The sequence below is a fragment of the Brevibacillus sp. DP1.3A genome, from assembly GCF_013284245.2.
Classification (GTDB): domain Bacteria; phylum Bacillota; class Bacilli; order Brevibacillales; family Brevibacillaceae; genus Brevibacillus.
In genome coordinates, this window is sequence record NZ_CP085876.1 from 1,937,539 (window position 1) to 1,958,590 (window position 21,052).

Genomic DNA, 21,052 nt, shown 5'->3' on the forward strand with positions numbered 1-21,052 from the left:
AAGCAAGGAGCCTGTACAGCATGCCACTTTCAGAAGAACAAGTGCAAAAAATGAAGCAAAAGCGGGAAACGATTCTCCAGCAGGCAGTTCTCTTGTTTGCCGAGCACGGCTATGACGATACCACCATTGCAAAAGTCGCGAAGGCATCAGGAGTGAGCTTTGGCAGTGTTTTCACGTACTTTGAAAACAAGGATCAGCTCTTTCATGCAGCTGTCACGGAGCCATTACAAGAGCATTCGGTCAAACTGCTTGACTTTGATCCCCAAGCATCTGAGCCATTACTGGAATTAGAGAGAATGGTGGCCAATCACATCAAGATCTTCGCCGCGTTCGATTCGTACTTGCGTCTGGTTGTACAAGTAGTCGGCTACTACAATCGTTTTGCCCATTCTTTTGCTGAGCTAGATGCGTTTCACAACACCTTTCGTACGAAAATTGCCGAGCTTTTGATCAATGGACAAGAGAAAGGGCTCTTGCATGTCCAAGATCCCAAATACGTGGCAACAGCGTACATGAGCCTGTTAATTGGTCTGCGTGTGAATTTGACCGATGAGCCACAAAGCAACATGTGGGAAAAATTCGTTCCGTTTGCCATGCAGCTTTTTGGACCGAAGAATCGCTAGCATTCCATCGGTCTTTTTTTTGGAATACAAATGATTGATTAATCAATCGTTACAAAGTGGAGGAGTGGTCACTATGAGTTTTTGGAAGTTCGACAGCAACATCCAGATCAGACTGATGTTACAGTTTTTGACGACGATGGCGAGCATGAGTGTGACCCCGTACTTGATTATTTTTTTCTCCAAGCAATTGGGGACGGTTGTAACGGGTTTTATGTTTTTAGGCGTGATGGCAGCAAGTGTCGCAGGCTCATTTGCAGGGGGATATGTGGCGGACAGGATTGGGCGAAAAAAAGTCATCGTTGCATGTGATTTGGTCATCTTCCTCAGTTTTCTTGGTGTGGCCTTCGTCAACTCGCCCTGGCTGCAGTTGCCCTATGTGACATTTATTTTGTTTCTATTCAATAACTTTAGTTTGGGGGCGTCGAGTCCTGCTTACCAAGCACTCATCATTGATGTGAGTCAGCCCGAGAATAGGCGAGCGATTTTTACTGCTTCCTATTGGTTGAATAATCTGGCGGTAGCTATAGGAGGATTGGTGGGTGCTTTTTTGTTCGACGAGCATTACTTTGCCCTATTTCTCGGTGTGGCTGTAAGCATTGCGATTTCGCTCGCCATTACGATCCTGTTTATCAAGGAAACGTATGTGCCAGAAAAACGTGCACTCTCGGCGTCTGGCAAACAAAGACAAAAAGATTCGAGTTTTATGGCAGATGTCATGGGAGCTTATAAGGAAGTACTCAAACATCGGATTTTTCTGCTGTTTACCATAGCAAATTTGCTCATTATAGCGGTAGAGGAGCAATTGACCAATGTTATAGGCCTTCGTTTAGTGCAAGAAATCCCGGAGCCTGAGCAGTTATTTTCGTTTCTTGCCATACAGGTGGATGGGATGAACTTGTTAGGCTTATTAAAAACAGAAAACACGTTGCTGGTTGTTTGCTTGACCGTTTTGGTCTCCTACGTGGTGAAGAGCTTCAGAGATAGGGCTGTGCTCCTGTCAGGCTTGGTCCTGTACTTTTGCGGGTATGCATGGATTAGCTTCAGCAACTCTCCCGCTGTCTTGCTCATTGCCATGTTCTTCGCGACATTGGGGGAAGTGATGCACATTCCGGTAAAACAAGCGTTACTCGCCAATATGGTGCCGGATCATGCGCGGAGCACGTATATGGCTGTTCATTCTTTGTTTAGCATCGTGGGGGTCAGCAGTGCAGGTGTGTTTATTCTTGTCAGTGCGTGGGTTCCCACTATTGCGATCACCGGAATTTTTGTAGGGATGGGACTGATTTGTCTCGTGCTATTTCATCGGATTACAAAAAAAGTTGGGCAAGAACAAAAAACTGCTACGAAGGCCACCCAATCAAATGCGACAGCATGAAGAAGTACTCGAGCGCATTCGGGACACTGGTTGGGGAAACAATATCAAATAGGGTGTAGGCAGTTTGGAAATGAAAGGGTTTTGTAAGCGGTTTCTCGAAAACACAAAGGGAATACGTCAGTATCGAAAAGGAGATAAATGATGGACGATCTCACGAAATTGATCAAGGATTTGACGGAAGCGGACGGAGTGCCTGGGCACGAGCGCGAGGTCAGGGTGAAGATGGAGGAGTACTTACAGCCTCTCAGCGACGAGCTGGTAAAGGATCGGCTGGGTGGGGTACTCGGGAAGAAGACGGGGGCAGAAAACGGTCCGAAAATTTTACTCGCGGGACATTTGGATGAAGTGGGCTTCATGGTGACGCATATCACGCCAAAAGGGTACTTGCGTTTTATCCAGTTGGGCGGATGGTGGACGCATAATATCCTCTCACAGCGAGTGAAGGTCAAGACACGCAAAGGCGAATATCTCGGGCTCATTGGTTCAAAGGCACCACACGCTCTGGAAAAAGAAGAGCGGGAAAAAGTCATGAAGCTCAAGGATTTGTACATTGACATCGGGGCAAAAGATGAAGCAGATGCAAAGGAAATGGGTGTTCGCCCAGGTGATTGGATTGTTCCTGACAGTGATTTTACGACGATGCGCGGCGGAGAGCTGTGGGTCGCAAAGGCGCTCGATAATCGAGCGGGGTGTGCACTGGCAATCGAGGTGCTGAAACGTTTGCAGTCAGAAGAACATCCAAATGTGGTATACGCCGGTGCAACCGTGCAGGAAGAAGTTGGGACTCGCGGTGCTGGCACAGTAGCGAATCTGGTTGAACCAGATATTGCTTTTGCCGTCGATGTTGGACTCGCATATGACACGCCTGGAAATGAATCGTATCCGATGACCTGCAATGTGGGGGACGGTCCGCTTGTCATGTTATTTGATGCCACGATGATTCCGCATACCGGATTGCGCGATCTCGTATTCGACACAGCAGAGGAGCTCGGCATCAATATCCAGGTGGATGCTCTCGCAGGAGGCGGAACAGACGCAGCGAAATTCCATACAAGCGGAATTGGCTGCCCGTCTATTGTCGTCGGCTTTGCGACACGGTATATTCACAGCCATAATGCGATTATGTCAAAAAGTGATTTTGAAAAAGCTGCACAGCTGCTGACAGCCGTCATCAAGAAGCTCGATAAGGAAACGGTTCAACAACTGCTCGATAGATGAGGTAGGCGAAACCCTCTCCATGCATGTATCATTGCGATGGAGAGGGTGTTTTTTGTGATGCGAAAAGCTGGTTTAGTGATCACAAGTCTTGAAGAAAAATACCCGGGAGTTGAACGGTTTAGTTGTTTTTTCGAGAGTACTCCTTTAGTATAGGTAGGATAGGATTTCGCAAGGGCAATAACCTGCCTAGGATGAATTTTGATTGATGAGAGCCGGTTTTATCGCATCCACTGTCCATGCAGTCATGGTGTGGCGAATCGGATCGCTTGTGAAAGGAAGTGGAAGTTATGGCAAAATCGTTTGCGTCTTTTGGTTTCCGTCCGGAGCTGATGCAAGGGATTCAAGACCTGTATTATAAAGAACCGACACAAATTCAAGAGGAAGCCATTCCTCTCATTATGGAAGGCAAAGATCTAATCGGACAAGCTCAGACAGGTACGGGTAAAACAGCTGCATTCATGCTGCCGATCCTCAACGCATTGGAAGAGGGAAAACGCGACATTCAAGCGCTCATCCTCACCCCGACACGTGAGCTTTCCATTCAGATTGCAAAAGAAGTAGAAAAGCTGGGCAAACACCTGAATGTGAATGTACTCTCCCTGCACGGTGGAACGGATATTGACAAACAACTGAGCAAGCTAAAAGAAACGGTTCATGTTGTTGTAGGAACACCAGGACGTGTACTGGATCATATGAAGCGCGGATCGCTTCACTTTGGACGAATCTCCACACTCGTGCTGGATGAAGCCGATAAAATGATGGAAATGGGCTTCTTGGAGGATGTGGAGCAAGTAATCGTCCACACGCCTTCTCAACGTCAGGTGCTGTTGTTCTCGGCTACGATGCCTGATCTGGTAAAAAGACTGGCGCACCGCTTCATGAAGCAGCCACCGCATATCAAAATCGAGGGCAAGCAAAAAACGGTTGAGCGCATTGAGCAATTTTACTATGTAGTCAACCAGAGCGATAAGACAGACGCTCTCGTCGATGTACTGGAGCAAGAGCAGCCGTTCTTGACCATTGTGTTTGCAAATACCCAAGTACGTGTGCAACAGCTTACGGCCCGCCTGCAGGAAAATGGCCTCTCGGCGAAAGCCCTGTACGGTGATTTGTCTCAAAACAAGCGGGAACAATTGATGAAGCAATTCCGTGAGATACGTTTCCAATACTTGATCGCAACAGATATCGCTGCTCGTGGACTCGATGTAGAAGGTGTAACACATGTCATCAACTACGATTTGCCGAATGACGTGGACAGCTACATTCACCGCGTCGGTCGTACTGGTCGTGCGGGACAAAAAGGAAAAGCGATCTCCCTCATTTCTCCTCGTCAGAAAAACTTGATGGCTCGTTTTGCCAAAGCGACGAAGGCTTCGATCGAAGAAAGAATTATGCAGGCAGGACGCCATCTGGATGCCGGACGTCGTCAGCGCGCAGAAGAACGGGAAGCTCATTTTGTTGAGCTGCGAGTGCAACAGGCGAAGGAGCAACAGAAGGAAAAAGACAAAGAATTCACTCCAGTACGTGATGCCTTGAAGAAAAAGACGAAGGTAAAGCCAGGCTACAAAAAGAAGATGGCGCGTGAGCTGGGAGAACTGCAAACGCAGTACGAGAAAAACCGCAAGAAGGCAGAAGCGATTGCGGCACGTAAAGCGGGTAAATCCGTGAAGCCAGGCGATGCCAAAAAAGCGGGAAAAGGTGGAGCAGCACGCTCTGCGAAGGGCGGAAAACCGTTTAATCAATCCTCATCCGCTGGGAAAACACGTGGAAGATAAGAAATGAAGAGGCTGTCCAGATTCGAAAAGGATCTGGGCGGTTTTTTTTTGTAGAAATGCCTTTGATGTATGCAACAAGGAAGTTCTTGACTTTATACCCAACTAGAAGGTTTATACTCAGATCGAAGTAATGGGAGAGAAGGTGTGGAATTGTTCAAAATCAGCGAGTTTTCCCGACTGAGTCGAATTCCGTTGCAAACGTTGCGCTATTATGATCAGATTGGGATTCTAAAACCAGCAAAAATCGATGATACGACCGGGTACCGATATTACTGTGCCGAACAGCTTCTGCAGATCAATCGAATTGTCATCTTCAAAGAATTGGGGTTCTCATTGCAGCAGATTGCGCAATTGCTTCACGAGAATATACCAGCCGAACAAATTCGGGGCATGCTGAGGCTCAAAGAAAATGAAATCCAGTCCCTGCTGGAGATGGAAATGTCAAAGCTTGCCCGTATTAAAGAACGGGTGCAGCTTGTTGAACGGGAGGGGAGGATCGAGAAGGAGCATGAGGTTGTTCTGAAGCAGGTAGATGGCATGCAATTGATTTCCTATTCAGCATTGGGTGCTGCTGAAGATATTCCTTGGCTGTTTCAAATATTCGATAGTTTGCTTGATGCCAGCCTGAAATCATCCTTGACTGGTCCCAAAACAGTGCTATGGAAGGAAACCGGAACGAAGGACCAGCTTTTCGAACTTGGGGTGGGCTACGCTAGTAAAACAGAATCTGTCAAACTGCCTGAGCAAATGGAACGAAGCTTCTTGCCTGCCGAGACAATGGCTACGCTACTATTCCGTTCGGATTCGACCTTTAAAGAATCAGCTTGCCTGGATCTGGCTACGTGGATTGAACAGCATGGTTACTGTATTCGAAGCGAGCAGCCTGGCAGAGAAATCTATGTTCCCTTATCAGAAGAGCCTGGAGTTGAGCTCATAGAAATCCAGATTCCAATTGAACCAAGGGGGCAAAGTGAGCATGGGAAATAAATGGGTTGTCTATATTCTCGCTTTGGCAGTTTTCCTGATTGGGACGGTGGAGTATCTGATAAGCGGCATCATTCAAATGGTGGCAGCTGATCTGGGTGTCACGACGTCGTCTGCCGGATTTCTTGTCACTGCATTTGCCCTTTCTGCGGCAGTAGGGGCTCCCATTGTCATCGCTGTTACGATCCATCTTGACCGAAAAAAATTATTACTCATGATGCTTGGCATTTTTATTTTGAGCAACTGGCTGGTCTATGTGAGTCCTTCATTTGAGATGATGCTGGTTACACGGATGATCCAAGGACTCAGTGGAGGAGTTGCTACTGTTGTTGCGATGGCGGTATCTACACGGCTAGTTGAAGAAGGCAATCGTGGACGAGCAATCGGCATCATTTTGATGGGATTGAGCAGCTCGCTTGTACTTGGCCTCCCGGTTGGCACTTTTTTAAGTGAAGTGATTGGCTGGAGACTGCTGTTTATTTTTATTGGAGTGCTGAGCTTGGTTCCGCTGCTTGTCATTTATCAAAAAGTTCCGCTTATTAAAGCGCAGGAGGCTGTAACACCGCGGGCACAGCTGGCTGTTATAAAAAATAAAAAGATTCTGGCAGCGGTTGTTATCACGCTGTTGTACATCGGCGCTTATTCAACATTGTTTACCTATATTGCGCCTTTCCTGCTAACCAAGGCAAAGCTTTCGGCATCCGAGATTTCTGGGATTCTGTTTCTTGCAGGCATTTGCAGTTTTATGGGGTCAAAAATTGGGGGGGTTATCGCAGATCGCAAGGGGCCGAAATTTACGATTTATTTTGGACTCTCCCTTCAGGCAAGTATGCTGCTTTTGCTTTCGGTCATGGATGGAGTGATAACTGCCCATATCGTGATCATCATGCTATGGATGTTCGCCACATGGGCAACGTCTCCAGCCCAACAGCTATATCTGGTTACCCAGGTGTCCCGATCGCCGGATATCGCGCTTAGCATCAATACATCCTTTATTCAATTTGGCTTCGCTTTGGGATCATGGGTTGGGGGACTGGTGATCAGCAACTCCTCTTTGGAGCATCTAGGCTGGTACGGATTTGTTATTGCGTTGCTGTCACTATTGCTCGCGATCCGTTTGTTTACTTTAAAGAAGGAGCAGCTATCAGCGTAGGAAGATGGCGTATGATGCCTTCTCGTCTCTCTCGGCAGCATTATTTTAGGAAAACGCCCGAAATTGTTCCTGGGGCTGGTAGCTTTGTTGGCCGCATATTTGGCTCGATTTTTCCGCCCGGGTTGGCTCAACGTTTTTCATGGGCTCAGTGGTATTTTTCTGATTGGGTTTGCGATTGTCCTTTACGCAAAAGGCGGTTTGATGCCGCCATACTGGCCTTTTTAAAGGAGTTCGGAATGACTGTATCGAATTTTAATAGAATACAGGAAGTGCGAGAGAAAATAGTGTTTTCCTCCCATGTGATTTGGGTAATAGATAGGAAGATAGAACCCTTTCTTGTAAAAGTACCATAGTACAGGGTGTGAGGAGAACCAGTGATGACGACGGATACGTGCTTGAAATGCGGCAGTCCGATGGGCCGGGGAGAGTACAGTTGCCAGGTTTGCGGAGAAAACGAAATACAAGACTACCAGATGATTCGCAATTACGTGAGAACGTATCCGAATTCGAATGCGATGCAAATTGCCAACGCAACAGGAATATCTGTTTCAAAAATATTGCGTTATATTAGAAATGGCTCTTTGACCGTAGTAGACAATCCGTCCCACAGAGGGCGATCATAAGAAAAAGAGAAAAGCCCACAAGCACTCACGAATGCATTTCGTGTAGCTTTGTGAGCTTTTTTTTATTTATGATGCAAATCTACAACCAGCGTAGACCCTTCGGATAATGATTTTTGAGTTGCCCCTCAGATTGCTTGCCCCAACCGATGGAGAATCCATTTACTGTAACCAGCGTCCAGCCACTTTCACCGTCACGCGTGAGCGCTTCTCCTTTTAAATACCACAACATTTCAGGATCTTCTGCGCCATATGAAGCGACACGGGCTGCCTCCGCAGGAGAGAGGGCGAGTGCCAATGCGTGTGCAGGTTCAAATCTGTTCTTTTTTACAGTTCCTAGATGCAGACCGACGCGCGCGACCTTTAGCTTGTCCCAATCGAGCTCAGGAGCAGGTGAGTAGTAGAGCTGCTCGCCGAACAAAAGAAAAGCGGATTCATCATCGAATGGTTGGGAGAGCGCCGGGAGTGCTTCGTCCGCGAACGTACGCCAGGCTGCCAAGGCTTCTTTTCGACCTGCCGGAGCTGATTTTGCCGCACGCTTTTCTTTCCGTTTCCCGGAAGGTTCATGAACTTCTGCGGTCACACTCTTTTGCAGCTTGGCGAGGTAATGACCTTCACCCTGTAGACGATGCGGCCACAATCTGGCTGTCTGAGTGAGCTGCTCGTTTTGTGGCGACGCCCATTCTGGTTGACCAGCAGAAAAGCAATCTGGATGTGGCAGCGAGACGATCTCAAATTCGGGATGACGTCCCAGGAAGTTAACCAGTGACTGTTCATTTTCTAACGGAGCAAATGTGCAGGTGGAGTAGACCAATGTTCCGCCTGGCTTCATCATTGCAGCGGCCGCCTCGAGAATATCGCCTTGCATGACATGGCACTCGGTTACTTTTGCAGGGCTCCAGTCTTCGATTGCTTCGGGGAGCTTGCGGAACATTCCTTCGCCAGAGCAAGGAGCGTCTACTAAAATTCGGTCAAAAAACTGCGGGAATCGCTCCTGTAAGCGTTCAGGCGTTTCGTTGGTCACGACGGCATTGGTCACGCCGCAGCGCTCCAGATTTTCTGACAAGGCTTTTGCGCGAACAGGATGGATTTCGTTTGCCACGAGCATTCCTTGTCCACGCAAAAACGCTGCAAGCTGCGTCGATTTCCCCCCTGGCGCTGCACACAGGTCGAGGATTCGCTCACCAGGTTGTGCACCGAGTGCTTCGGCAGCGGACATCGCGCTTGGCTCCTGCAAGTAGTACATGCCAGCGGAGTGAAAAGGATGCTTGCCGGGACGATCTGGCTCTTTGTAGCGAAACCCGTTTTCGCACCAAGGGACTGCTTCCAGAGCAAACGGCGAGATTTTCAAAAAATCGTCACGCCCTACCTTCAACGGATTGACTCGCAAGCCGTGTGTTACAGTCTGATCATACGAGGAAACGAATGCCTCATAATCGTGTCCGAGCAAGGTTTGCATGCGCTCGGTAAATGATGTTGGTAAATTTTTTGTCATAACAGCCTCCGATGTCAGATTTTGGCCCCATGTGAAAGGAAAAGATAGAATCATGGCGAATCATAGAGAATGAGGTGAGAGCATTATGGAAGGATCCCGTGCAAAACGCTACCGCTCCCGGCGGAGGAATGACTCGGAAGTAAGCCGGTTTTGGATCATGGGGTTGCTGTTCTCACTGCTGGTGCTCGCTTTTGAATTCTTTATCGAAATACCCGCCGACGCAGATTGGCTGATCGATATGGAGATGGCTTTGTTTTCTGCCAGCTTTACGTTACTTGCCTTTTATCTGCTCGGGCTTACCTTTGCCTTTTCTCGCCACCAAAAGGCAGGGAAGATCAATCACCAAATCATCATCTATGTATGGTTGGGTGCGATCTTGTTTCACTTGTTCCTGCTCATCAGCAATTTGTCCAATCAGCATGTGTACAAAGCAGGGATCATTCTATTTTTAGGACCATTGTTTTTAACTGTCTACCATTTTATCACGTACTTGGCAGCTTTGCGCGAGGAGCGTGAGGAGCAGGAGGCAGCTACGACAGCTACGCTTGAGCGTACGGCCTACCAGATGATTCTGGAGGGTGGGCGTGTATATAGCGAGCTGAGTCGCCTGAAAACAGAATATCCAGAAGTGGAGCAAATGCTTCGTGCCAACGATTTTCACGATAAACTGGAGCGCTATGCTTTGGAAATGCAGCAGTATTTGCAGGCGAAGCATTTTGAGCGTAAAGACGTGGAGCTCTTGGAGGGTCACTATTATTTCTTGGAAAACTTGCTGAGCTTGGCGAACCAACATCCGGGAATAATCGAGTCCCGCGTATATAGCCGCCGAGGTGACAATTGATGGGTACAAAGGAGAGAGAAGCGGATGTTTTGGAAAAAAGACAAAGGCCTAGCAGAAAAAGAGACAGCAGCGACGACAGTGGCAACTCCCACAACCACAATGGCAGGACAGCAAGACGCTTGGAAACATGAGCTTCGCGGTATTTACGAACAGATGGGTGCGATTCTCACGTCGAACCAAGCGATGAACGCCGAATCCGAGCAAACGGTGCGATTGGTGACGAGGATGAAGCGTGTCGTAGATAATATCCAGGTCATTAACGAGCGGGATGATGAATCTGCGAGTCAACTGTCGGATCGAGGAGAGCGCTTGACGGACATCTGTAAACAATCGGTAGCGCGTGCAGATGAAGGTAAGAAGGCGATGACGGACGTTGTGGAAGTCATGAGCCTGCTCGACAAAGAATCGGTCCATACGTCCAAGTCCATGAGCCGCTTGGAAGAGCGCTCTTCGGAAATTACGAGCATCGTCAAGGTGATCAGCGACATTGCCAATCAGACCAACCTTCTCGCTTTGAATGCAGCGATAGAAGCGGCACGTGCGGGTGAACAAGGCCGAGGCTTTGCTGTAGTAGCGGATGAAGTACGGAAGCTGGCCGAGATGACAGCGAACTCGACCAAGACAATTGCAGAATTGATCGGCAAGATTCAGGAAGAAACAAAAGAAGCGTTGTCCAACAGTGAAAAAAGCAGCAGTGCGATCAAAAATGGACTTTCTATCAGCAAGGATGCTGCGGAGAAGACGGATCAGATCGTGAACGCTTTCCAGGCACTGAACGTCGAAGTGTCAGGTGTGATGGAAATCATCGCGCACCAAAAGCGATTTGCTGACGATGTGTCCCAACAGGTAAGTGATGCGAAGGGCTTGCTGGAAGAGCTGAATGAAGGCTTGACCAAGCATGTGAGGGACGCAAACGCGGTAGAGCAAATGCTCGCGACGAGCGTAAAGGATGTCAAAAAGATATTGTGATCATAAGGAAGAAGAATCAGGAGTCCGTATCCCAAGAGATGCGGACTTTTTGGTATTTGTTCAATTTGGTTCACTAAAATTTTACATTTTTCTGTTTGACTATTAGGAATTGAGTACTATAATCAAAGTAAGATTCTCCATAACTTTCCTTTTTTCGACAAAATCATACCAGCATTCGCTATGAATGGGCAAACCCATTGAAAATTGGGGACGCAAAGCCACGGGCCTAATGTACACGTTACGATGGCAGCCGGGTTGCCGACTAGCAGTGTATTTTGCTGTTTTAGTTTTACGGCTCCTTTCATGCGAAGGGGCCTATTTACTTTACAAAAGGGAGAGGTTAAAGCATGTCAATCCTTCAAACACTGGACAAGCAGTACATCAATGGGGAGTGGCGCGACGGACTTGGCGCAAAGACATTGCAAGATATCAACCCTTATAACGGGGAAGTCATTGCAGAATTCAAAATGGCAAATTTGGAGGATATCGATGCGGCTTACAAAGCGGCAGCCGACGCGAAAAAAGAGTGGGATGAAGTGAATGCCTATACCAAATCCCGAATGTTGGAGCGTGCTGTTCACTATATCGAAGAGAATGAAGAAGAAATCATTCAGATTATCATTCGTGAATTAGGTGGAACCCGATTGAAGGCATTTTTTGAAATCGGGCTTGTGAAGGATATTATTCGCGAGGCGGCTACGTTCCCGGTACGCATGGAAGGAAAAATTCTTCCTTCTCCCGTAGACGGAAAAGAAAATCGCTTGTATCGGATTCCCGCAGGAGTTGTCGGCGTCATCAGTCCGTTCAACTTCCCGTTCTATCTGTCGATGAAGTCCGTAGCGCCAGCTCTTGGCGCGGGCAACGGCGTCGTCCTCAAACCACATGAGCACACGCCAATCACGGGTGGGACTCTCATAGCGAAAATTTTTGAAGATGTAGGTCTGCCAAAAGGCTTGATCAACGTCGTTGTGACGGATATTGCTGAAATTGGCGATGGTTTTGTCTCCCATCCGATTCCGCGCATCCTTTCGTTTACAGGCTCTAGCCAAGTAGGAAGCCATATCGCGCAAGTGGCAGCGAAGCATTTCAAAAAGGCGATTTTGGAGCTGGGCGGCAATAGTGCACTGATTGTTTTGGAGGATGCGGATCTCCAGTATGCCGTCAATGCAGCGGTATTCAGCCGCTTTACTCACCAAGGTCAGATTTGCATGTCGGCTAACCGGGTTCTGGTTCACCAAGCTGTATACGATAAATTCCTCGATCTGTATGTGGAAAAAGTATCTGGACTCAAGGTAGGCGACCCAAATGATCCTGACACGGTAATCGGTCCACTCATCAATCAACGGCAAGTCACCAACCTGATGGCAACGATCGATGAGGCGATACGCGAAGGAGCCGTTCCTGCACTGAAAGGGGAAGTAAAGGGCAACGTGGTCGAGCCGATCGTTTTGACAGGAGTGACCACAGACATGTCGATTGCATCCAAAGAGCTGTTTGGTCCGGCTGTTTGCATCATGTCGTTTGCATCCGAGGAAGAAGCGATTCGCATGGCGAACGAGACCCCATTTGGATTGTCCGGGGCGATTCATACACGCGATCTGGAGAGAGGTGCCCAGATGGCCAAACGAATGGAGACCGGCATGATTCACATCAACGATGGAACGATCAATGACGAACCAATCGTGGCGTTTGGTGGTGAAAAGCACTCCGGGTTGGGACGTTTGAATGGCCAATGGAGTTTAGAAGAGTTCACTACGCTGAAATGGATTTCGGTTCAACACAAAAAGCGCCAATTTCCGTACTAATGCCAGCAAAATATAGAGGTGAAGAGGGTCATGAACGGTTACGTGGAATGGAACGAAACAGAAGCTTCCGAAAAGGGGAAAAACGCAGAACTGCTCGAGGCGTTCATCAAGGTTGCCCCTTATTTAAATGTTTTACTCACCGATGACATTACCATTGGGGTCTACGACACGGAAAAGTTATTGCGTAATGTGCCTGCCCAAACATTTGCGCTGCAAGTCAAGCCAGGTGATCCACTCCAAGAAGGAGATGTGATCACCAACGCGATTCGTAAAAACACCAAGCAGGCGATGATGGTCCCCAAAGAATTATTTGGTTTTCCTCTCGTCGCACGGGCGATCCCCCTGCATGATCATACGGGAAAAGTAATCGGCGGTGTCGGCATTGGATCCAGTATGGAGAGAGCCAATGAGCTATATGAAATTGCCGCAAACCTCTCGAGTGTCGTCGAGCAGGTCAGTGCCACCACACAAGAGATGGCCATGCAGATCGGGAATTTGAACGAGCAAATGAAGGCAATCTCAGAGGAAGCCAACGATGTGAGCCAAAGTACGACTGAGATCGAGCAAATTACTCTCGCCGTGAAAAAAATCGCTGATCAAAGTAACATTTTGGGACTGAATGCGAGTATTGAGGCTGCGCGGGTAGGAGATGCTGGGCGTGGATTCGCTGTCGTTGCGAATGAGGTTCGCAATATGGCAACGGATTCACGGGCGAATGCAGACAAAATCAAGCAAACCACAGATTCCATCCGGGATTTGATAACCCTGCTGCAAAATTCGATTGCATTGATTAATCAAACCATGGAGAGTCAGGCAGCTGCTACGGAGGAAATTTCTGCGACGATGGTCGAAGTGAGCGACAATACGCAAAAGCTGGCAGGGCTTTCCCAAGAAGTGTTTGAAATAAAGTAAGCCCATACATGTAACAAAATTCCCCTCTCAGGAGTCTAACTTTAGAGAGGGGAATTTTTCCTTTCGTTCTTTTGTGTGGTGGGTAGCGATTGCTCCAGCATATAGCGATACACTGGGACTTCATCGCCCTTTTCAACCGGCAAGAAGTTAAAGGTGACGTAGCTGTCTACTGATTCCGGTTCCAAGGCCAATGCTATGAAGTTGGCGTTTGGCTGGGCCATGCTGAACACGTAGCTACCCGCAGGAAAGGTTTTCGTTGTTTCGGTTACATTTGCAGTCACTTGGTTGGTGAAATGCCCATTCTCGTAAATCGTATTCACCTTGTTTTCCAAAATGGTGTAGCTTTCTACCGCTATGGTCGTTTCTTTTGATAGCTTGCTTACCGAAACACCGAGCAATTCTAGCTTGGCTGCAACGTCATGGTAGCCAGGAGGCATGAGATAAGCAGTGGGACGCTCGCGTTCGAGCACGGGATAGGCATCCGTAGAGCTTACCCAGTCGATGGGGGTAGACACTTTTTTTGCCTTGGCTAGATCGACCACTTCGAGAGATTGACCCGGTACTCGCTTATTCTCACTCAGGATGACGAGTTTGTCGTTGTCGTTTGCCTTTTTGCCTTTTTCCGTGATTTCTGTGCGTGCTTGCGTCACGGCGGAATTGATTGCTTTGGCGTTGGCCGCTGTTGATTGGATGACAGCAGCGTGAGTCATGGCCTGGCTGTATACACGGCGCTCAAAATCGGCGCGTCCAATGCCGATGCCGCGTGTTTCCACCAAAAACGTCAACGTGTTTTTCAATCCCAAGGCATTGCGTCCGATTCTCGTCTCTGTGCTGCCTTCTGTTGCGGTCACTTTTCCGTCCTTGCCTTTTGCCAGCGTATAGTATGCGTGATGAGAAAGTTGCTCCTTATCGAGTGCTTTTTGAACGTCAGCCAAGAGCAGGTTGTCTGACATGTTGCGCAGGTTGGCGGGGATATTCAAGTTTTTCGCAGAGGAGATCAGAACATCGTAGGAAGAGATTGCGCCTTTTTCCCCAACATCGCGAAGCTGGCTGGAAGAGACGCCGTATTCATGGGCGTCAAGCACCACATCAGGTTGATAGGCATTGATGGCTTGGTGAACGGCTTGCACCTCTGGATATTCTACCTTCATGTAGTCGCGGTTGGCATCCAGCTCTGTCGCGATGTAACGTTTGAACTGGTAGGAGCCATCCGGGTTGATGCGAGGAACAATCGCAATGTTTACTTTATCCAGGAGATCGGTGCCAAGTTTTCCTTCTGCCAGCCATTTGGCGATCACAAGAGCAGATTCACCAGAGGCGGGTTCATTTCCGTGGATTTGTGCCTGTAGCCAGATGAGTGGCTTCTCCTTGTTTTGTTTGAGCTTGCCGTGGTCTTTGCTGAATAGGAGCAGGGGGATATCGCGACCTTCCAAGGATGTACCGATGGATAGCAGCTTGATTTCCTTGTTGCCTGTAGCCAATTTGCTTATGTAAGCCATCATTTCTTCCTGGGACGTAAAAGCTTCTTTTCCTTCTTGAAAGCCGGGTGTCCCAAACTGGATAGTTGGCTTGGGAAACAAGCTCTCAATCTGTGCAGGCTGTACATAGGTTGGACCTATTCCGTAATAAGGAATGTGGGGTTGTGGTTCAGCTTGGGTGGCATGGATGATTGAGGGGCTGGTGAACAGAGATATTACGAGTGCTGTAGAAACAACGTAGCGTACTTTCTTGTCCATAAATTCCCTCCTGCGAAATAGAATTAGACACCTATGATTAATTTATCAGATTATTATAAAAATAATAATCGCTACGAAATATTCATTTTAAAGTAGGACTTTCGGTTCTCCTTTAATGGAATAGGGGGATGACATGGTCAGAAAAATCAGCAGAATGCTCCTTTTGATGACGGCCATCGCCGTAAGTAGTTTCTTTCCGAGCGATATTTCTGCAAACGAATGGAAAAAACCAACAGAAACAGAGAATGTGGAGCACCTGAATGGCGCGATTCACCAAAAACAAGAATTTCGATTCCCAGATGGTGTCACGTATTGGGCCCATAAAATGACAGGTCAGCGCAATATGATGCCCTACGTTTTCACCATCCCAATTCAGGGCAACAGTCAGAACATAATGTTCCGCTATCGAGCTTATGATGAGTCGAAGAAACCGTATTGGAAGGTTGTCACGCTTGATCAAGTCCAGACGCTTCCGCTTTCCTCTGGTTTTGTAGAGACAGAGGGCAGGTATATTTGGTTAGGTAAGCCCATTACCTACGTGGATAATGGTAGAGCTACGATTGAAGAAAAGCCGGCATTGTCGGTGCCAGTCGAAGTAAAACAGACGTCATCTGGTGTCGAGCTGGTGATCAAGCTGCCGATGAAAGCAGGTTTTATCAGCGAAATGTGGGCGCTCGATTCGAGAGATCCGCTCGTTCCTTGGGGAGAACTATCGATTGACAGCGTCTGGCTTAACTTGGACGTTACGGAAAAGGCAAAATGGCTGTACGATGGGTATTACTATCAAAGCCCATCAACGTACGAGCCGACATCGGAGTCCTCTTTTTGGCGGATTCCTGAAAATTATGTCCTTCGCTCCTTTTTATATACCGGAGGAAGCAAAGCTGCCCGGGATATGGGCTATGTGATGCTGAAAGCGAGCCTAAAGCAGCAGGAGCCTGAGGGGTACTGGAAGACGCAGCCGCGCTCCTTGTGGTTAAGTGGCGATTACGGGATACCAGAGGGCTTTTACGATACGAGATTCAACACAGGAGCGGCTGATCTGATGCTGCGGGGCTGTGATCAGTATCAAGATAAGGACTTTTGCCAATCTGCGAAAAAATATGTTTCTTACTTTCACAATCACGCAGCCATGAACCGTTTTGTCATCGCTGGTGTACAGCAAGGGTGGCTAGTTGCCGACTACGCGACAGCAACGAATCCAATGATTCAGACACATGTTTCTTTGAATCATCAGTTGGCGGAAATCAATTTTCTCTACAAAAGCTACCTGCAATTCGGGGACCAGACAGACAGAGACTTAGCAGACTCCATGCTCTACGGTGTGGTCAACCTCGGAGCACAGTGGATTCTCGGAAATGGCGATTTGCATTACGCTTATTTTCCGGACGGGACATTCGGCAGGCCGGACTATCCGTTCTTGACTTACAATGACTTGGTCGAAACGCAGCGCTTGTACCGTCAACTGCACGGGATGGATGAGATGACGCTTGCCATGTTGATTGACAGTAAATTGATGTGGATGCAGCTGAATAATGTTCAGTACCGTTAACAGATAGAATTGTGACCCGTAGGAAGGACACTTTATCAGAGTGGCTTTCCTGCGGGTTTTTTGCATGTACCGGCAAGTTCATTTAATCTATTTTCCGCAAAGCGAACAAAGTCAAAAAGCTGACAGCCTCCCGCAGCTCTACGCTTAATCGGCCTGCGATATCTGGGGTAATTCCTTCTTTGTATACGGGTTCCTCGCCCAACAGCGTGAAGCCATTTTCGCATGACAACTGCTTGGCTTCCCAGGGCATCATCGTATTTTGGATCGTTGCCTCTTCATATAGTCTGCGATAGCTATGTGCGCGTGGGCCAGCTGTAGGACCGAGGATACCCATGACGAGAATTCCTCCGGGTGCGAGCACGCGGTGAAACTCCTTGAGTGCCTTGAGCGGAAACGGCGTGAATTCCACAACGTTAATCGAGAGCACACCGGAGAATGAATCATTGGCAAAAGGAAGCTCGCTGATGTCTCCTGTCTGAAAATGAACAGAGCCTGGGGAGGAAATGACCCGGTCATGAGCAAGACGAATCATTTCCCCGGCAATGTCGACGCCCTCCACCTGGTATCCGTGCTCTGCAAGCTTGCAACTGGCATAGCCGTCACCACAGCCTGCATCGAGAACAGGTCCCGATCCGACAGGTACATGCTTCATAAAATAGGGGAGGATGGTGCTGCGGCTGCCCTTTTCCCACATGTGCTCACTTCGTTTGCGCCAGTCTTCCGCAAATTGATCCCATTGCTTGGCGGCTTGTTCCGTCCATTGGTTCATCATTGTTCACGCCCTTCTCATCGATTGAACAATACCGTTATGAAGAAAAACTCCGGTCGAAGTGGCCGGAGCTTTTCAAGGAAGTTCTTTTTTACGTCAAACGGTCGGGGATATGTGCAACCAAGTCAGCAATTTTTTTATTCTTCAGGGTTTGCATCATTTGCTGCTCGGCGTCAGCCACAACCTGTTGAATCAGACAGGCACTATCATGATGGAAGCTGCATTCAAATAAGGAGGTTGTCCCTTCAATGGCTTGGATAACATCCAGAAACGATATGTCGTCCTGGTTGCGTTTGAGCTTGTATCCGCCATTTGCGCCAGAGACTGAGTGGATTAACCCAGCCTTGACCAGTTTCGTCAGCATTTTGGAAAGGTACGTTTGTGAAACGCCTAGTTTCTCTGCCAGAAGCTGAACACTAACGGGCTTATCAGGCGCTTCTGCCACCAGATAGAGCATCGCATGGAGGGCATAGTCTGTTGCCTGTGAATACTTCATAAGACACCTCAATCATGGACTTAATACATCCATCATAAAGTGAATCGGAAGCATGAGCAAGGGGAAGAGTGATTCGAGCTGTCATCTACACTTTCGGTGCCCATTTTAGGAAGGTGCAACTTGACACCAAAAATCATTGGAGGATATTATAGATACGATAAGTCTGTGAATAAGTTGCTTGAAATGATCCGAGTACAGCGAGTTATTTTTTTGTCGCTATTGAAGATATTGCAGGTCTACAATGGTCGTTTTGAGTAACTATTCAACATAAAAAGGGGAGGAAAGTACAAATGAGCATTTGCCACACGACAGATACTACGTTTCAACATGATGTAAAAAGCGAAGGCTATACCCTCGTCAATTTTTGGGCACCTTGGTGCGGGCCATGCCGCTTTTTTGGGCCGATACTCGAATCGTTTGACGGGGAGCATAGCAGCGAAGTGAGAGTCCTAAAGGTCAATGTCGATGAACAAACGGAGATTGCCAATCAGTATGGCATTATGAGTTTGCCAACGACCATTTTGCTCAAAAATGGGGAATTGATCGACAAAGTCGTAGGAGCGGCCCCTCTAGCGGATCTGAAACAATTTGTTTTCAAACATAGGTAGTAGGAAAACGCAGCGAAAGCCATCGGTCAACTTGATCGGTGGCTTTTTTGGTATCCAGTTGTTACTCGCATGCGTACTTTAATGAATAAAAGCGTTTGAGCGGTTTCGCGTTGTTTCGTGTTCTTGCATGAGGAAGCGCTTCCAATGTACTCTCAAGATAACGACAAAATAATCCCAATTCACAAAATAATGTCAATAATTGAACAGGAAAGCGGAGGGGTAGCAATGAGCAATACCGATTTTTTCCCGATTCAGGACTGGGATTACCTGGAGTTTTATACAGGTAACGCCAAACAAGCTATGCACTATTTCACAAATGCGTTTGGATTTGAAGCAGTAGCCTATGCGGGCTTGGAGACAGGTTCTCGGGAAAAGGTTTCCTACGTTTTGAAGCAGAAGCATATGACGTTCGTGATCAGTGGGGCGCTTACGCCTGACAGCCCGATTGCGGAATTTGTGAAAAAGCATGGGGACGGAGTCAAAGACGTTGCCCTGCGCGTAGAGGATTGTGAGCAGGCTTACCGGGAGGCCGTTTCTCGCGGAGCCATTCCGATCATGGAACCAACTGAGTACACGGACGAATTTGGGACGGTCAAAAAAGCGATTATCGGTACGTACGGCGAAAACATTCACTCCTTTATTGAACGGAAAAATTACAACGGACCATTCTTCCCAGGCTATAAAGCCTACCAATCTCCAATCAAAAGTGAGAGTACAGGTATCATCGGCATCGACCACATCGTGGGTAACGTTGAGATCATGGATGAGTGGGTAGAATACTATCAAAAGGTCATGGGCTTTACAGCCGTACAAAATTTCAGTGAGGACGATATCTCGACAGAGTATTCTGCGCTCATGTCCAAAGTAATGCAAAGTGGAACCGGACGCATCAAGTTCCCGATTAATGAGCCGGCAGAAGGACGCCGCAAGTCGCAGATTCAGGAGTTTTTGGAGTTCTACAAAGGGCCAGGTGTACAGCATATTGCCATCCTGACCAACGATATCATCGACACTGTATCGAAGCTGCGTGATAACGGTGTAGATTTCCTCATGGTGCCAGATGCGTATTACGAAGATTTGAAAGAGCGTGTAGGAGAAATTGACGAAGACATCGAGGCGCTGAGAAAGCTGGGTGTCTTGGTCGACAGAGACGACGAAGGCTATCTCTTGCAGCTGTTCAGCAAGCCGATTGTAGACCGCCCGACGTTGTTTATCGAAATTATCCAGCGCAAAGGAGCTCGAGGCTTCGGGAATGGCAACTTCAAGGCACTGTTCGAGGCGCTGGAGCGCGAGCAGGAGAGTAGAGGTAATCTGTAATTCATTGATGTAACGAGCATGACAAGACCATCTCAGGCTGAATAAGCTGAAGGGATGGTCTTTTTCTATTTGCGAAGCAGAAAAAAATAAAATCTCATGAACTATTTACCCACCTCAATCATCTATACTAATAGGAACCAAATATTGGGGATAAAAGGGGGCTTATGCAATGTGAGCATCAAGAGAGAAGTTCAGCAGGACATTCAGCTAGCACAGGACGGCAGCGTAGAAGCTTTTGCTCGAGTCATTCAATTGTATGAGCGTACCTTGTATGGCTTGGCACGAACCTATGTCGGGCGGGACGAGGATTGTGCGGATGTGGTGCAGGATACGATGATGAAAGCATTCAGAGCCATCCGAACACTGCGAGAGCCTGCTTATTTCAAAACATGGATGATCCAAATTCTCATAAACGAATGCAGACAATGGCAGCGAAAAAAGAAACGAAGTCCAACCGTAGAGCTGTCTCCGCTACAAATCGAAGAGAAAGCGGTACAGGCTCCCTACGAAGCTATTGAATTAACAGAGGCAGTATGGAAGCTGGAGCATGAGCTGCGCATCGTCGTTTGGCTTCACTATTACGAGGATTTGCCGATCAAGCAAGTCGCCTTGCGAGTAGGTGTCCCGGAAGGCACCGTGAAATCCCGACTGCACCGGGCTCGCGTGCTGCTTGCAGAAGAGCTGGAATCCTCCCAGGAAAGGAACGTGGACCATGACCCGACTTTTGTGCGGAAGCTGAGTCTGACTGACTTCGCTCCGCTATCAGCCGCATAAGTACACAGATGTCCAAAAGAGAGAGAAAGG

The 21,052-nt window shown here is 48.0% G+C and carries 19 protein-coding genes and 1 riboswitch; of the genes, 15 read left to right on the top strand and 4 right to left on the bottom strand.

The features are described 5' to 3' along the window. Window positions 1–20: 20 nt before the first annotated feature. The 7 genes from HP399_RS08945 to HP399_RS08975 all read left to right on the top strand — a co-directional run bounded on the left by HP399_RS08945 (window position 21) and on the right by HP399_RS08975 (window position 7,751). The gene (locus HP399_RS08945) at window positions 21–623 is read left to right on the top strand and encodes a TetR/AcrR family transcriptional regulator (protein WP_173618648.1); all 603 of its coding nucleotides are present in this window, start codon (window positions 21–23) and stop codon (window positions 621–623) included. Window positions 624–696: 73 nt separating this feature from the next. Continuing rightward, window positions 697–1,998 (top strand): MFS transporter, encoded by a 1,302-nt coding sequence (locus HP399_RS08950; protein WP_173618647.1) that lies wholly within the window; start codon window positions 697–699, stop codon window positions 1,996–1,998. A gap of 141 nt (window positions 1,999–2,139) precedes the next feature. Next, window positions 2,140–3,216 (top strand): M42 family metallopeptidase, encoded by a 1,077-nt coding sequence (locus HP399_RS08955; protein ID WP_173618852.1) that lies wholly within the window; start codon window positions 2,140–2,142, stop codon window positions 3,214–3,216. 287 nt (window positions 3,217–3,503) lie between these two features. Continuing rightward, complete coding sequence (locus tag HP399_RS08960; RefSeq protein WP_173618646.1) at window positions 3,504–4,991, top strand: DEAD/DEAH box helicase; 1,488 nt, start codon at window positions 3,504–3,506, stop codon at window positions 4,989–4,991. A 150-nt stretch (window positions 4,992–5,141) separates the two neighbouring features. Further along, on the top strand, window positions 5,142–5,978 hold the full coding sequence (locus tag HP399_RS08965) for a MerR family transcriptional regulator (RefSeq protein ID WP_173618851.1): 837 nt from the start codon (window positions 5,142–5,144) through the stop codon (window positions 5,976–5,978). Continuing rightward, window positions 5,968–7,128: an MFS transporter gene (locus HP399_RS08970; RefSeq protein ID WP_173618645.1), complete on the top strand. Its 1,161-nt coding sequence runs from the start codon at window positions 5,968–5,970 to the stop codon at window positions 7,126–7,128. The genes HP399_RS08965 and HP399_RS08970 overlap by 11 nt, the downstream gene beginning before the upstream one ends. 377 nt (window positions 7,129–7,505) lie before the next feature. Continuing rightward, on the top strand, window positions 7,506–7,751 hold the full coding sequence (locus tag HP399_RS08975) for a hypothetical protein (RefSeq protein WP_007722886.1): 246 nt from the start codon (window positions 7,506–7,508) through the stop codon (window positions 7,749–7,751). 79 nt (window positions 7,752–7,830) lie between these two features. Here the strand turns inward: HP399_RS08975 and HP399_RS08980 are convergent, their stop codons facing one another. Then, window positions 7,831–9,243: an RsmB/NOP family class I SAM-dependent RNA methyltransferase gene (locus HP399_RS08980; protein ID WP_173618644.1), complete on the bottom strand. Its 1,413-nt coding sequence runs from the start codon at window positions 9,241–9,243 to the stop codon at window positions 7,831–7,833. Between the two features lie 85 nt (window positions 9,244–9,328). On the opposite strand from HP399_RS08980, the gene HP399_RS08985 reads away from it, so the two are divergent. The 4 genes from HP399_RS08985 to HP399_RS09000 all read left to right on the top strand — a co-directional run bounded on the left by HP399_RS08985 (window position 9,329) and on the right by HP399_RS09000 (window position 13,770). Next, window positions 9,329–10,084 carry a hypothetical protein gene (locus HP399_RS08985; RefSeq protein ID WP_173618643.1) on the top strand — a complete coding sequence of 252 codons (756 nt, stop codon included), beginning with the start codon at window positions 9,329–9,331 and terminating at the stop codon, window positions 10,082–10,084. A gap of 24 nt (window positions 10,085–10,108) precedes the next feature. Further along, on the top strand, window positions 10,109–11,053 hold the full coding sequence (locus tag HP399_RS08990; RefSeq protein ID WP_173618642.1) for a methyl-accepting chemotaxis protein: 945 nt from the start codon (window positions 10,109–10,111) through the stop codon (window positions 11,051–11,053). A 177-nt stretch (window positions 11,054–11,230) separates the two neighbouring features. Beyond that, a riboswitch (cyclic di-GMP riboswitch) is annotated at window positions 11,231–11,316 on the top strand. 84 nt (window positions 11,317–11,400) lie between these two features. Then, entirely contained in the window at window positions 11,401–12,858 is a 1,458-nt protein-coding gene (locus HP399_RS08995; RefSeq protein WP_173618641.1) for a benzaldehyde dehydrogenase, read from the top strand. A gap of 30 nt (window positions 12,859–12,888) precedes the next feature. Beyond that, entirely contained in the window at window positions 12,889–13,770 is an 882-nt protein-coding gene (locus tag HP399_RS09000) for a methyl-accepting chemotaxis protein (RefSeq protein WP_173618640.1), read from the top strand. 41 nt (window positions 13,771–13,811) lie between these two features. Here HP399_RS09000 and HP399_RS09005 read toward each other — a convergent pair whose 3' ends face one another. Then, entirely contained in the window at window positions 13,812–15,506 is a 1,695-nt protein-coding gene (locus tag HP399_RS09005) for a M14 family metallopeptidase (RefSeq protein ID WP_173618639.1), read from the bottom strand. A 133-nt stretch (window positions 15,507–15,639) separates the two neighbouring features. Here HP399_RS09005 and HP399_RS09010 point away from each other — a divergent pair, with 133 nt between their 5' ends. Next, window positions 15,640–17,058, top strand: a complete 1,419-nt coding sequence (locus HP399_RS09010; protein ID WP_173618638.1) for a hypothetical protein — start codon at window positions 15,640–15,642, stop codon at window positions 17,056–17,058. Window positions 17,059–17,140: 82 nt separating this feature from the next. Here the strand turns inward: HP399_RS09010 and HP399_RS09015 are convergent, their stop codons facing one another. Both HP399_RS09015 and HP399_RS09020 read right to left on the bottom strand, forming a co-directional pair. Continuing rightward, window positions 17,141–17,827, bottom strand: coding sequence for a class I SAM-dependent methyltransferase (locus HP399_RS09015; RefSeq protein ID WP_173618850.1), 687 nt, complete (start codon window positions 17,825–17,827; stop codon window positions 17,141–17,143). A gap of 91 nt (window positions 17,828–17,918) precedes the next feature. Next, window positions 17,919–18,323 carry an RrF2 family transcriptional regulator gene (locus tag HP399_RS09020; protein WP_173618637.1) on the bottom strand — a complete coding sequence of 135 codons (405 nt, stop codon included), beginning with the start codon at window positions 18,321–18,323 and terminating at the stop codon, window positions 17,919–17,921. A gap of 290 nt (window positions 18,324–18,613) precedes the next feature. Between HP399_RS09020 and trxA the strand changes: the two genes are divergently transcribed. From trxA to HP399_RS09035, 3 genes are all read left to right on the top strand, one after another. Beyond that, a complete protein-coding gene (gene trxA / locus HP399_RS09025; protein ID WP_173618636.1) occupies window positions 18,614–18,931 on the top strand; it encodes a thioredoxin in 318 nt (105 codons plus the stop codon). 225 nt (window positions 18,932–19,156) lie between these two features. Continuing rightward, window positions 19,157–20,248 (top strand): 4-hydroxyphenylpyruvate dioxygenase, encoded by a 1,092-nt coding sequence (gene hppD, locus HP399_RS09030; protein ID WP_370642684.1) that lies wholly within the window; start codon window positions 19,157–19,159, stop codon window positions 20,246–20,248. Window positions 20,249–20,419: 171 nt separating this feature from the next. Next, window positions 20,420–21,022, top strand: coding sequence for an RNA polymerase sigma factor (locus HP399_RS09035; protein ID WP_173618635.1), 603 nt, complete (start codon window positions 20,420–20,422; stop codon window positions 21,020–21,022). The last annotated feature ends 30 nt before the right edge of the window (window positions 21,023–21,052 follow it).